This window comes from Streptomyces sp. H27-H1 (assembly GCF_026627445.1).
Classification (GTDB): domain Bacteria; phylum Actinomycetota; class Actinomycetes; order Streptomycetales; family Streptomycetaceae; genus Streptomyces.
This window is the reverse complement of sequence record NZ_JAPNLJ010000012.1, coordinates 72,083-84,709: the sequence shown is the minus strand read 5'-3', so window position 1 is coordinate 84,709 and position 12,627 is coordinate 72,083. Positions and strand designations below refer to the sequence as shown.

The 12,627-nt window shown below is 71.3% G+C and carries 13 protein-coding genes; 7 read left to right on the top strand and 6 right to left on the bottom strand.

Annotation, left to right across the window (positions count from 1 at the left end):
* Positions 1–18 precede the first annotated feature (18 nt).
* The 4 genes from OTB20_RS15615 (at position 19) to OTB20_RS15600 (ending at position 4,008) form a co-directional block, all read left to right on the top strand.
* Positions 19–1,041, top strand: coding sequence for an ATP-binding cassette domain-containing protein (locus tag OTB20_RS15615; RefSeq protein ID WP_267818007.1), 1,023 nt, complete (start codon positions 19–21; stop codon positions 1,039–1,041).
* 1 nt (position 1,042) lies between these two features.
* Positions 1,043–1,822, top strand: coding sequence for an ABC transporter permease subunit (locus tag OTB20_RS15610; RefSeq protein WP_267818005.1), 780 nt, complete (start codon positions 1,043–1,045; stop codon positions 1,820–1,822).
* 135 nt (positions 1,823–1,957) lie between these two features.
* Positions 1,958–3,145 (top strand): ABC transporter ATP-binding protein, encoded by a 1,188-nt coding sequence (locus OTB20_RS15605; protein ID WP_267818003.1) that lies wholly within the window; start codon positions 1,958–1,960, stop codon positions 3,143–3,145.
* The gene (locus tag OTB20_RS15600) at positions 3,142–4,008 is read left to right on the top strand and encodes an ABC transporter permease (RefSeq protein ID WP_267818001.1); all 867 of its coding nucleotides are present in this window, start codon (positions 3,142–3,144) and stop codon (positions 4,006–4,008) included. Before OTB20_RS15605 ends, OTB20_RS15600 begins: the two co-directional genes overlap by 4 nt.
* Positions 4,009–4,038: 30 nt before the next feature.
* On the opposite strand, the gene OTB20_RS15595 is transcribed toward OTB20_RS15600, so the two are convergent.
* Positions 4,039–4,380, bottom strand: coding sequence for an ATP/GTP-binding protein (locus tag OTB20_RS15595; RefSeq protein ID WP_267817999.1), 342 nt, complete (start codon positions 4,378–4,380; stop codon positions 4,039–4,041).
* Between the two features lie 229 nt (positions 4,381–4,609).
* Between OTB20_RS15595 and OTB20_RS15590 the strand changes: the two genes are divergently transcribed.
* A complete protein-coding gene (locus OTB20_RS15590; RefSeq protein WP_267817997.1) occupies positions 4,610–5,644 on the top strand; it encodes an LLM class flavin-dependent oxidoreductase in 1,035 nt (344 codons plus the stop codon).
* A gap of 104 nt (positions 5,645–5,748) precedes the next feature.
* On the opposite strand, the gene OTB20_RS15585 is transcribed toward OTB20_RS15590, so the two are convergent.
* Positions 5,749–6,141 carry an SCO5389 family protein gene (locus tag OTB20_RS15585; protein ID WP_267752094.1) on the bottom strand — a complete coding sequence of 131 codons (393 nt, stop codon included), beginning with the start codon at positions 6,139–6,141 and terminating at the stop codon, positions 5,749–5,751.
* 220 nt (positions 6,142–6,361) lie between these two features.
* Between OTB20_RS15585 and nucS the strand changes: the two genes are divergently transcribed.
* Positions 6,362–7,033: an endonuclease NucS gene (nucS, locus tag OTB20_RS15580; RefSeq protein ID WP_267752093.1), complete on the top strand. Its 672-nt coding sequence runs from the start codon at positions 6,362–6,364 to the stop codon at positions 7,031–7,033.
* 30 nt (positions 7,034–7,063) lie between these two features.
* Here the strand turns inward: nucS and OTB20_RS15575 are convergent, their stop codons facing one another.
* From OTB20_RS15575 to OTB20_RS15565, 3 genes are all read right to left on the bottom strand, one after another.
* Positions 7,064–9,769: an ATP-binding protein gene (locus OTB20_RS15575; RefSeq protein WP_267817995.1), complete on the bottom strand. Its 2,706-nt coding sequence runs from the start codon at positions 9,767–9,769 to the stop codon at positions 7,064–7,066.
* Positions 9,770–9,950: 181 nt separating this feature from the next.
* Positions 9,951–10,274, bottom strand: a complete 324-nt coding sequence (locus tag OTB20_RS15570; RefSeq protein ID WP_243336243.1) for an STAS domain-containing protein — start codon at positions 10,272–10,274, stop codon at positions 9,951–9,953.
* A 159-nt stretch (positions 10,275–10,433) separates the two neighbouring features.
* Positions 10,434–11,282, bottom strand: a complete 849-nt coding sequence (locus OTB20_RS15565) for a 3-hydroxyacyl-CoA dehydrogenase family protein (protein ID WP_267817993.1) — start codon at positions 11,280–11,282, stop codon at positions 10,434–10,436.
* A 180-nt stretch (positions 11,283–11,462) separates the two neighbouring features.
* On the opposite strand from OTB20_RS15565, the gene OTB20_RS15560 reads away from it, so the two are divergent.
* Complete coding sequence (locus OTB20_RS15560) at positions 11,463–12,035, top strand: cob(I)yrinic acid a,c-diamide adenosyltransferase (protein ID WP_267752090.1); 573 nt, start codon at positions 11,463–11,465, stop codon at positions 12,033–12,035.
* 9 nt (positions 12,036–12,044) lie between these two features.
* On the opposite strand, the gene OTB20_RS15555 is transcribed toward OTB20_RS15560, so the two are convergent.
* Positions 12,045–12,599, bottom strand: a complete 555-nt coding sequence (locus OTB20_RS15555; protein WP_267818157.1) for a hypothetical protein — start codon at positions 12,597–12,599, stop codon at positions 12,045–12,047.
* Between the last annotated feature and the right edge of the window lie 28 nt (positions 12,600–12,627).

The following is a 12,627-nucleotide window of genomic DNA, read 5'->3' as shown; positions in this document are numbered from 1 at the left end:
GCGTTCTAGCGTGGCGTAATGATCGAGCTTGAGGGCCTTACGAAACGATTCGGCGCGAAGACCGCCGTGGACAACCTCAGCTTCCAGGTCAGACCGGGGGTGGTCACCGGCTTCCTCGGCCCCAACGGGGCGGGCAAGTCCACGACCATGCGCATGATGCTCGACCTCGACAATCCGACCAGCGGTACGGTCCGGATCGACGGGAAGCACTACCGGGACCTGCCGGAGCCGCTGAAGTACATCGGGGCACTTCTGGACGCGAAGGCGATGCACGGCGGCCGCAGCGCGTACAACAACCTGCTCTGCCTCGCCCAGTCGAACCGGATCCCGAGCAGCCGGGTTTCCGAAGTGCTGGACCTGGTCGGCCTGACGGCCGTGGCGAAGAAGAAGTCGAAGGGATTTTCGCTGGGTATGGGCCAGCGGCTCGGCATCGCCTCCGCGTTGCTCGGCGACCCGGAGATCTTGATGTTCGACGAGCCCGTCAATGGTCTGGACCCGGAGGGAATTCTCTGGATCCGCAATCTCATGAAGGGGCTCGCGGCAGAGGGAAGAACGATCTTCGTTTCTTCCCACCTGATGAGCGAAATGGCTCTGACCGCACAGCATTTGGTCGTGATCGGACAGGGAAAGCTGCTCGCCGATCTGTCCATGGCCGATTTCATCCAGCAGAACTCCCGCAGCTACGTCCGCATGCGCTCTCCGCAGCAGGAACGGCTGAAGGACATCCTTCACGGAGCCGGGATCGACGCGATCAGCGTCCCGGCCACCGGCACGCTGGAGATCGACGGCGTGCAGGCGGAGCGGCTCGGTGAGCTGGCCGCCCAGCACCAGATCGTGCTGCACGAACTCAGCCCGCAACGGGCTTCACTGGAGGAAGCGTTCATGCGCATGACGGCGGACTCCGTCGAGTACCACGCCCACGCACCGGGAGCGGCCGGGCATCCGGCCGGTCCGGGCATGGCCGCGGACAACCCGGCCCGGCCCGCCGACGTACCCGCGTGGGGCACCGGCTTCGAGGCGACGCGCAAGGGCGGTAAGTGACGTGTCCTCCTACTCCGCCGTCCTCCAGTCCGAGTGGACCAAGATCCGCTCGGTCGCCTCGACCGTCTGGACCCTGGCCGCGGCCGCCCTTGTCACGGTCGGCATCAGCTCCCTGCTCTGCGCGTTCATCAGCTCCTCCTTCAAGGACATGCCCGCGCAGGAACAGGCCACTTTCGACCCGACGCTGGCCAGCTTCGCCGGCATGTCCCTGGGTCAGCTCGCGATGATCGTCTTCGGCGTGCTGGTCGTGGGCACCGAGTACAGCTCGGGCATGATCCGCACCTCGCTGGCCGCCGTGCCCCGGCGCGGCAGCTTCCTGACGGGCAAGCTGCTCGTCGCCACCGGGCTCGCGCTGGCCGTGGGCCTGATCACCAGCTTCGCGTCCTTCTTCATCGGGCAGGCGATCCTGGGCGATCGCAGCATCGGCATCGACGAGCCGAACGTGCTGCGCGCCGTCTTCGGCGCCGGGCTGTACATGGCGATGCTCGCGCTGTTCTCCATGGGCGTGGCCGCCATGCTGCGCAGCTCGATGCTCTCGCTCGGCATCCTGATGCCGTTCTTCCTGCTGGTCTCGAACATCCTCGGGGCGGTCCCGGCGACCCGGAAGGTGGCCCAGTACTTCCCCGACCAGGCCGGCTCCAAGATCATGCAGGTGATCCCGGGAGCGATGGGCAGCGAGAAAGTGCCCTACGGCCCCTGGGGCGGCTTCGGGATCATGGCCCTGTGGGTACTGGCCGCCGTACTCGGCGGCTACCTGGTCCTCAAGAAGAGGGACGCCTGAGGTACTACGGGGGATCCCCGGGTCGGTTCTCAGGGGTACCTCAGGGTCGGGGACGAGGTGGAACCGAAAGGGACTGGATATCCTCTTAACCCTTACGCGGGCGAAACCCGTCCCGGCCTGGCAAGGGGCAGCAAGATGATCGAGGCAGTCGGCCTGACCAAGCGCTTCGGCGCGAAGACCGCTGTCGACGACCTTTCCTTCCAGGTCAAGCCCGGTCACGTGACGGGATTCCTGGGGCCCAACGGCTCCGGGAAGTCCACCACGATGCGCATGATCGTCGGCCTGGACCGGCCCACCGCCGGCCAGGTCACGATCAACGGCCTGCCCTTCCGCGAGCTCCCGAACGCCCAGCGGCACGTCGGCGCCCTGCTCGACGCCAAGGCCGTGCACGGCGGCCGCCGGGCCCGCACCCACCTCCTGTCGATCGCCCAGCTCTCCGGGATCCCAGAGAAGCGGGTGGACGAGGTCCTGGGGGTCGTGGGCCTGCAGGACGTGGCCCGGCAGCGGGCCAAGGGCTTCTCGCTCGGCATGGGCCAGCGGCTCGGCATCGCGACCGCCCTGCTCGGCGACCCCCAGGTGCTGCTCTTCGACGAGCCGGTCAACGGCCTCGACCCCGAAGGCATCCTCTGGGTCCGGAACCTGATGCGCCGGCTCGCCTCCGAGGGCCGCACCGTCTTCGTCTCCTCCCACCTCATGAGCGAGATGGCGCTGACCGCCGACCACCTCATCGTGATCGGCCGGGGCCGGCTGCTCGCCGATATGAGCACCCAGGACTTCATCACGCACAACTCGGCCGGATTCGCCCGGGTCCGGACGGCCGACACCGACCCGGCCGGCTGGGACACCCTGGGCTCCGTCCTCGCCCGGGCGGGCGGCCGGGTCCTGCGGGAGCCCGACGGAGCGCTGCGCGTGACGGGTCTGGAACTGCCCCGGATCTCCGACCTCGCGCACACCGCCGGCGTACGGCTGTGGGAGCTGTCGCCGCACCGGGCCTCGCTGGAGGAGGCGTACATGCGCATGACCCAGTCCTCCGTCGAGTTCACCTCCACCGAGGACCCGCGCGCCGAGCTGTGGGAACCCGAACCGCTGACCGTCCCCAAGTGGGAGGACGAGGAGCCGGCCGAGGCCCTCCAGGTCCCGCAGTCGGGCTTCTTCGCGCCCCCGCCGCCCGGGAGCGCCGGACAGCCGTTCCTGATGCCCGGCAGCCCCGGTCAGCTCGCCGCCCGCGAGGCCGCGGACTCCCCCGATACCTCCCACCCCGATACCGCGCACTCCCCCGCGACCGTGCGCACCCCCGCGCAGAAGCCCGAGGACAGCCGATGACCGCCCCGACGACCGCGACCGCCGGGGAGCCGGGCCCGGCGGGCTACACCTCGCCCTTGCCGACCCCCCGGCCGCACCTTGGCCACGCGGTGGCCTCGGAGTGGACGAAGCTGACGTCCGTGCGCTCCACGATGTGGACGCTCGGCTCGATGGTGCTGCTCGTCGTCGGCATCGGCGGCGCGGTCATCCTGCAGACCGCGTCCATGGACTACGAACAGATGCCGTTCATCGCCCCGGCCCTGTTCGGCCTCCTGGTGGGGCAGCTCGCGGTGATCGTGCTCGGGGTGCTGACGATCACCTCCGAGTACGGCACCGGCCTGGTCCGCACCACCTTCACGGCGGCCCCCGACCGGTACCGGGTGCTCACCGCGAAGTACCTCGTCTTCGGCGTCACCTCGTTCCTCGCCATCGCCGGGTCGGTCTGTCTGGTCGGGCTGGCCGCGACGATCCTGCGCAACGGCACGGGCTCCGGGGCGCATTCGAGCGCGGAGTGGGCCTCCGGGCTCCTGGGCAGTTTCTACGTCACGCTGCTCGGCGTGCTGGCCCTCGCGGTCGGGGCGCTGGTGCGGCACTCCGCCGGGGCGATCGCCGTGATGCTCGGCGTCGTCACGCTGCCGCCGGTGATAGGGGCGGTGCTCAGCATCTGGGAAGCGCTCGTCCCGGCCGGCCGCGCCCTGCTCCAGTACAACTCCCCGGTGGCGCTGATAGAGCTGTTCGGCCTGCCCACCGCCGGATCCGACCCCTCGGCCGTCGCCGAGGGCGTGGCTGCCCCGGGCAGCCTGAGCCACCTGGCGCTGATCCTGCTGGTGACGGGCGTCGCGGTCGCCGCCTCGTACGTGGCGGTCGGCCGCCGGGACGTCTAGGACTCGGGAGCGTTCAGTACTCGGGAGCGTTCAGTACTTGGGAGCGTTGCGGGACCGCTGCACCTTGGAGGTGCGGCGGTCCTTCGCGTTCCAGCAGGCCTTGTGCCAGTGCCTGCGGTCGTCGACGCCACCGTACTCGGGCCAGGCCACCAGGTGCGGGGTGCCGGAGGGGATCTCCTGGTCACAGCCGGGGCAGCGGTAACGCTTGCCCACCGAGCTCGCGCCCGCGACGTGCCGGATCTTCCACTCCTCGCCCTGGTACTCCTCCGTGCGCTCGAGACCGTACCGGTCCAGGCCGCCCGGGGCCGAGCCCTGGTCCGAACGATCGACTGGATTCTCGCCGCCCCTGGGGCGGTTGTGGCGCGGTGACACGTATACCTCACGGATGGGCGGACGGCAGTGACTTTCTCCCAGACTACGCGCAGCGAGGCCGGGTACCCGCAGGGTGGCCGAAGACGACCGTCGTGAGTACGCGACCGGCCCGACAATCCCAATAACTTTCCTGTCAGGCCGTGCCTTTGGCACGTGTCAGACGTTGTTGCCGGTGAGGTAACCGGTCCGCCTGGGGGAGGCCGCGTCAGCCGCGAGGAGGCTAAAGGCGATGCGCGTAGGAGCGTTTGTACTGGCTGCCCAGTTCCCGGGCCAGGGACAGGGAGAGGCACTGCACCGGGCGGTGCGGACCGCCGAGGTGGCCGAGGAGGCCGGGCTCGACTCGGTCTGGCTCGCCGAGCACCACTTCGTCCCGTACGGGGTCTGCCCGTCCGCGGTGACCCTGGCGGCCCTGATGCTGGGACGCACCCGGCGGCTGCGCGTGGGCACCGCGGTGAGCGTGCTGCCGAGCACCCATCCGGTGGCCCTGGGCGAGCAGGCGGCCCTGCTGCACCTGACCTCGGAGGGGCGGTTCACCCTGGGGGTGGGCCGGGGCGGCCCGTGGGTGGACCTGGAGGTCTTCGGCGGCGGGCTCGACGCGTACGAGAACCGTTTCCCGGAGGACCTGGACCTGCTGCGCCGCTGGCTCGCCGAACCCCGGGTGGGGCAGTCGTCCGCAGCGGCGGCCGGCGGCCGGTACGGCTTCCGCGAGGTGCCCGTCGTACCGCGCGCGTCGGAGGCGCTGCACGGCGACGGGAGTGGGCCGGAACTGATCGTTGCCTGCACCTCCCCCGGCTCGGTTCGGCTGGCCGCGGAGCGTGGACTGCCGATGCTGCTGGGCATGCACTGCGGGGACGAGGACAAAGCAGCCATGGTCGAGCTGTGGCGGCGTACGGCGCGGGCCGCGGGCCGTTCGCCCGAGGCGGGCCATGTGTCGGCCGGGGTCTGCCAGCTGGCGGACCGGACGGCGGACGCCCGCGAAACGCTGCTGAAGGCGATGCCGGGCTGGCTCAAGCAGGGCCTGGACGCCCACGTCACGGTGGACGGGCGGCAGCGGGCGATGCGGGATCCGGTCGCGTACACCGAGCTGTTGTGCGATCTGCATCCCGTGGGGACACCGGAGCTGGCGGCCGACCGGTTGGCGGCCACGTCGGAGCGTACGGGCATCACACGGTTCGCCCTGCTGACGGAGGGATCGGGTGACCTCGCCTCGACCGAGGAGAACCTCCGCCGCCTCGGCGCCGAGGTGCTGCCCCGGCTCGGGTGAGACCAGGGCTGCCGCTCCGTTGGCTCCGGAGCGGCAGCGAGGTACCGGTCGTGCGGAGGTACCGGTCGTGCGGAGGTGCGGTCGTGCTGTCTGCGGACTTCCGGCTAACAGTCGCGCATTTCGGGCGACTGGTTCAGCAGCTGACCACGGATCGAAGTGAACTTGGCCAGCCGGTCGTCCACCGAGGAGTCCAGCGGGAACACGGCTACCCGGTGGCAGTTCTGGAATGCCAGGCGCACTCCGAAGTGGCGCTGCAGCGCACCCCGTATCGCGTCACTCGCGAGGGCGCGCAGCAGCTGGCCACGCGCCTGCTCGTCGGGCGGCGGCGTCTGGTTGTCGGCGAACTGTCCGCCGTCCACCTTCAGCTGGGCCACCAGCGAGCTGACCATCTCCCATGCGTAGGGCAGGGAGGTCCGGACGCAGTCGACGAAAGCGGCTTCGTCGACCTCGCCTCGCTCGGCCTGTTCGAGTAGGGCCGGTGAGACGTCGAGCGACATGGGTTCTCCTCTCGCGACTCCGGCTGATTGGGTTGCCGGAGCCTTACGGGCAGGGAGGGAGTTCGCGACGCAGAGTGCCCGTGTCGCAACCTCCCGCTCACCACGGTAGGCGCCCGGTGGGGACCGCACCAGGAGAATGCGCATACAACGCGCCATCCACGAAGGGGGCTTTCGGGGGCGAATCGCGTACAGGCCTTCTCGTCGAGTAGCGTTGCCGACCATGCGTCTCGTCATTGCCCGCTGCTCCGTCGATTACGCGGGCCGGCTCACCGCCCATCTGCCCTCGGCACCCCGTCTGATCCTCGTGAAGGCCGACGGGAGTGTCTCGATCCACGCGGACGACCGAGCGTACAAACCGCTCAACTGGATGTCGCCGCCGTGCACCCTCAAGGAGGGGAGCGGTGACGACGCCGGCGTCTGGACCGTCGTCAACAAGGCGGGCGAGAAGCTCATCATCACCATGGAGGAAGTCCTCCACGACTCCTCGCACGAGCTGGGCATCGATCCGGGCCTCATCAAGGACGGGGTCGAGGCCCACCTGCAGGAGCTGCTGGCCGACCGGATCGACACCCTCGGCGAGGGCTACACGCTGATCCGCCGCGAGTACATGACCGCGATCGGGCCGGTCGACATCCTGTGCCGGGACGCCTCCGGTGCGACGGTGGCGGTGGAGATCAAGCGCCGCGGCGAGATCGACGGCGTCGAACAGCTCACGCGTTACCTGGAGCTCCTGAACCGGGACCCGCACCTGGCGCCGGTCAAGGGAGTCTTCGCGGCCCAGGAGATCAAGCCCCAGGCCCGCGTCCTGGCGAACGACCGCGGCATGGACTGCGTCATCCTCGACTACAACGCCATGCGCGGCATCGAGGACGACAAGCTCCGCCTGTTCTAGCAGCGGCCGCCGGCCGGCGTGCACGGCCCGTCAGGGGGCCGTCTCGCCCGTCCCGCCCGCAGTGGTTTCCGGAGGAACGACCGGTCCCGTCGGCGTGGCGCTCGGCGACGAGGACACGGACGGGGACGGGCTCGGGGAAGCCGGCGGCGGCGAGCTGCTCACCGGCGGGGCCGAACTGCTCACCGGCGGCGGAGGCGGGTTCGCCGGGCTCGACGTCTGCGGAGTCGGCGTCGGCTTCGGCGTGGACGACTTGCGCGGCGTCGGGGTCGTACCCGGTGCCTGCGTGGTGGGCGCCGAGGCTTCCGGCTCCGGCGAAGGAACGCTGCCGCTCGGACCGGGTGAACTCGGCGGCGTCTGCGCCTCCTCCGAGGTCGGCGCCGTGGAGACACCCGGCGCGCGCGCCGGCTGCGGGGTCTTGTCCTCGGTGGTCACCGCCAGTGCGACCACCGTGCCCAGCACCACCACGGCCAGCGCCCCGGCCGCGGCCAGCAGCAGCGGCTTGCGGCCGGGCCCCTTCGGCTTCGGCTGGGGCAGTGCTTTGGGCGCCGGGGCCGGCTCGGTGCCGAGGGGGAAGGCTTCCTCGAACACCTCCGCCAGGGTCGCGGGCGCCACGGAGCCCGCCGGCGCCACCGCGGGCAGCACCGTCGTACCGGGGCCCGAAGCCCCCGCCGCCGCGCGCTCGGGTACCGGGGCGACCGCGGGCAGGGCCGCGAGAGCCTTCCCCAGGGTCGCCGGGGTCACCGGAGCCGCAGGAGTCACCGGAGTGACCGGAGCCCCGGGAACAGCAACAGTCCCTGGACCACTAGGGGCACCTGGACCACCAGGAGCACCAGGAGCACCAGGAGCCAGCGGAGTCCTCGCGGCCCCGAGAGCCCCTACGGCCCCACGAGCCCCTGCGACAGGCGGAACTCCCGAAGTCCCGGAAGCGCCCGGAGCCGACGGAGTGGCGCCAGTTCCCGGAACCAGCGGTGCCCCCGGAACACCCGGAACACCCGATGCCCCCGGAACCGGCGCGACCCCCAGCGCCGCCGCCGTCAGCGGACCCGAGCCGGCCGACCTGGCGACGCCCCCGGCCGGAGCCGGGGAGGCGGCCGGCGGAGCGAGCCGCAGCGGCGGCGACACCTGGACCTCCGCCGCCTCCCGGTCGGTGACCAGGGCCAGCGCCCGCCGTCCCGCCACGGTGCCCCGCTTGTCGGCCAGCGCTCCGCGCAGCCCGATCGAGGCCTCCAGCTCGGCCCGCGCCCGGTCGACGCGGCCCTCACACAGGGCCAGTACGCCCAGTTCGTGGTGGAAGTACGCCTGCTCCGCGACCTCGCCGGCCTTGCGCGCGGCCTCCGCACCCGAGCGCAGCACGCGCTCCCAGGCCTCCCAGTACAGCGAGGCCGCGAATGCGGGGGCCGCCGTCCGGGCCAGGAGTACCGAGGCCACCACATCGGCCCCGGCCAGTGCCGCGAGTACCGCGTCGGCCTCCGCCGCGACCCGCTCGGGGGTCACCGAGGTGTGCCCGGTCCACCAGGCGTAGTGCCGGGCGGCCGTACGGGCCTCCTCGGCCGCGGTGTCCCCGTACCCGATCTCCTCCAGCTGTCGCGCGACCCCCGCGGCCAGCCGGTAGCGCGTCCCGACGGGGCTCAGCAGCCCGCAGTCGAGCAGCTCCGCGACCGCTGTGTCCGCGTGTGTGTCTCCGACCAGCGCGGGCAGGTGCGCGTGGTGCGGCAGCTCCCCGCCCAGCGCGCAGGCGATCCGCAGGGCGGCCCGCGCCGACTCGCTGACGCGTGAGGCGAGCAGCTCCGCCGGAGCGGCTGCCTCGGCAAGCGTAGGCAGCGGCACGAACACGGTGTCGCGCGGCCGCTCCTCGAAGACGCCGGGCTCCTCGCCCTCGTCCTTCGCGTCGGTCCGGTTGAGCTCGTCGCGCTGCCGCAGGAGCGCGGCGGCCTGTACGAAGCGCAGCGGCAGCCCCTCGGAGGCGAAGCGCAGGTCTCCCGCCCAGGCCGTCTCCTCGTCCGTCAGCGCCCGTCCGGCGCCCGATTCGAGCAGGGCCACGCAGTCTGCGCGGGCCAGTCCGCCGAGGAAGACCTCTTCGAGGTGCGAGTCGTCGGAGGGGGCCCGGGTGTCGGGGGTGGCGGCGAGCAAGTAGGCGCACTCCGGCGTGGCCCGCAGCAGTTCGTCGAGGGCGGTTCCGCCCATGTCGAGGTCGTCGATCAGGACGACGGCGCCTATCTCCCCCACGCGGGCGAGGAGTTCGGCCCGGTCGGGGCGTTCGGCCGGAGCCTCGTACACGGTGGCGTACAGCGCGTGGAGCAGCTCGGAGGGCTGCTGGTATCCGTACGCGCAGAGCCGTACGACCCCGTCGGGGGCCATGTCCGCGCAGGCGTCGGCGACCGCGTCGAGCAGCGCCGTGCGCCCGGATCCGGGCGGCCCGGTCAGCCGTACGGAGCGGCCGCGCGCGAGGAGGCGTACGAGGCGCTCGCGTTCTTCCTCTCGGCCCCGCAGGGGCCGTGCACCGGCTGGGGCGCCCGGCGGTACCGGGGGCCGCGCGGCGGCCGCGCGGGAGGTGCGGGCGGCAGGGGTGCGCTTGGCCGGTGTGCGGGCGGGCTCGCCGCCGGGGCGGTGGGTCGACACGATCTCGCTGCCGTCGACGGGGTTCACGGTGACGGTGAAGGCCCCGGCGGTCAGTGTCACCACCCGGGCGGGCTGCTCCACCGGATCGGCCTGCCCCTGTGTGCTGCTGCGGTCCATGACCCAGTCCCCCGATCGCGCCGTGCGCCGTCGTCTCGCCCGGCCTTCGCCCACGCCGCTGTCGCTACTGGTCCGGTTTCCGCCCGAACCCTAAACCGTGCCCGGTGGTGCGGGAACCGCAGGGGTCCCTTCACCACCGGACCGTTACGTTCGGGCGGCTCCCGCGGAGAGCCTGCGGGCGTCAGGCACGGGGCAGCGACTCCGCTTCCAGCCCGCCCTCGATCGCCAGGATCCGGTGCAGCCGGGTGGCCACGAGCAGCCGCTGCATCTGCGGCGGGACCCCGCGCAGGACGAGCCGCCGGCCGGTCCGGCCGGCCCGGCGGTGGGCGCCCATGATCACGCCGAGGCCCGTCGCGTCCCAGGAGTCGAGCCCGGTGAGGTCCAGCACGAGGTCGCCGTGACCGTCGTCCAGGGCGGTGTGCAGGACCGTACGGGCGTCCGCCGCGCTGCGCACGTCGAGGCGACCCCCGACAGCGAGTTCGGCGTGGTCGCCCCTGATGTGCATGTGTGCTCCCGGCAGTGCGGTACGGAGTACGGATGGTCCGACTGGTCCGTGGTCGGCAACTCTCACTGCAACTGACTGCCTCAGGGGCAGGGAAGTTGCCGACCGTGAGCGAACCGATACCTAATTCACCCTGTGGGGTGCAGGAATTCGAACGGATGCTCAGTGCTTGTAGAAGCCCTGACCGCTCTTGCGGCCGATGTCGCCCGCGTCCACCATGCGGCGCATCAGCTCCGGCGGCGCGAACTTCTCGTCCTGCGATTCGGTGTAGATGTTGCTGGTGGCGTGCAGCAGGATGTCGACGCCGGTGAGGTCCGCGGTGGCCAGCGGGCCCATCGCGTGGCCGAAGCCGAGCTTGCAGGCGATGTCGATGTCCTCCGCCGAGGCGACGCCCGATTCGTACAGTTTGGCGGCTTCGACGACCAGTGCGGAAATCAGACGGGTTGTCACGAATCCGGCCACGTCGCGGTTGACGACGATGCAGGTCTTGCCGACGGACTCGGCGAATGCCCGGGTGGTGGCGAGGGTTTCGTCGCTCGTCTTGTAGCCGCGTACGAGCTCGCACAGCTGCATCATCGGGACGGGTGAGAAGAAGTGCGCGCCGACGACCCGCTCCGGACGCTCCGTCACGGCCGCGATCTTGGTGATCGGGATGGCCGAGGTGTTGGAGGCGAGGATCGCGTCCTCGCGCACGAGCTTGTCGAGCGCGCGGAAGATCTCGTGCTTGACCTCGAGCTTCTCGAAGACGGCCTCGACGACGATGTCGGCGTCGGCCACCGCTTCGAGCTCGGTGGTCGTGGTGATGCGGGCGAGCGCGGCCTCGGCGTCCTCGGCCGTCAGTCTGCCCTTGGAGACGAACCTGTCGTACGAGGCCTTGATCCCGTCGGTACCGCGCGTCAGAGCGGCATCGGTGACGTCGCGCAGCACGACGTCCCAACCCGCCTGAGCGGAGACCTGCGCGATTCCGGAACCCATCAGTCCGGCACCGATGACGGCGAGCTTCCCAGCCACTGCACACCCCACGCTTTCGAATACGGCACAGCCTCGTTCGTTCTCCGGCGGAGACTAGCGCTCGTGGGGGGCGGTGTGACCGCTAAGTAACACGCGTCACGTCTCAGATGACGGACATCACACCGGGACGGCCCAGCAGTGCGCCAGGGGCCCGTAGTTGACCCGCACTAGGCTGGCGGCATGGTGAACCTCACGCGCATCTACACCCGCACCGGCGACAAGGGCACGACCGCGCTCGGCGACATGAGCCGCACGGCCAAGACCGATGTGCGGATCTCGGCGTACGCCGACGCCAACGAGGCCAACGCGGCCATCGGGACGGCCATCGCGCTCGGCGCGCTGCCCGCCGATGTCGTGAAGGTCCTGGTCCGGGTGCAGAACGACCTGTTCGACGTGGGCGCGGACCTCTGCACCCCGGTCGCCGAGAACCCCGAGTACCCGCCGCTGCGCGTCGAGCAGTTCTACGTGGACAAGCTGGAGGCCGACTGCGACCTCTTCAACGGCGAGCTGGAGAAGCTCCGCAGCTTCATCCTCCCCGGCGGCACCCCCGGCGCCGCCCTCCTGCACCAGGCCTGCACGGTGGTCCGGCGGGCAGAGCGCTCCACGTGGGCGGCCCTGGAGGCGCACGGCGAGGTCATGAACCCGCTGACGGCCACCTACCTCAACCGCCTCTCCGACCTCCTCTTCATCCTGGCCCGCACGGCCAACAAGGAGGTCGGCGACGTCCTGTGGGTTCCGGGCGGCGAGCGCTGAGCCCCGGAGCTACCGGTTCTGTAGTTCGGCCTGCGCGGGGGCGCGTTTCGGCCAGAGCGTGTAGGCGGCGGCGATCAGCGCGCGGATGCCGGTCATCCGCAGCGCCGTGAACTGCCACCCCTGCAGTGAGCCGGTGTCGCCCGAGCCGCCCACGTACCAGACGGCGATCTGGAGCAGGCCGATCGCGACGGCCGCCGCGAGGACGGTCCGGCCGACCAGCTTCCACTCGTGGACGGCCCGCGCCCTCCCGTAGCCGGCCCCGGCCGGCTTCGGGCCCCCGGCCAGGCGGTACGCGGCGTGGCCGTCGAGCCACTTCACCGTGTAGTGCCCGTAGGCGACGGTGTAGCCGAGGTAGAGCGCGGCCACCCCGTGCTTCCAGTCCGGCTCGGCGCCGCCGCGCAGGTCCAGGGTGGTGGCCACCAGCAGGACCAGCTCCAGCAGGGGCTCGCACAGCAGGACGGCCGCGCCGAGCTTCGGCTTCTTCGCGAGGTAGCGCAGGGCCAGGCCGCCGGTCAGCAGGACCCAGAAACCGACCTCGCAGGCGATGATCAGGGCGACGAGCACGGGCCTCTCCGTTCCGGCGGTGATGGTG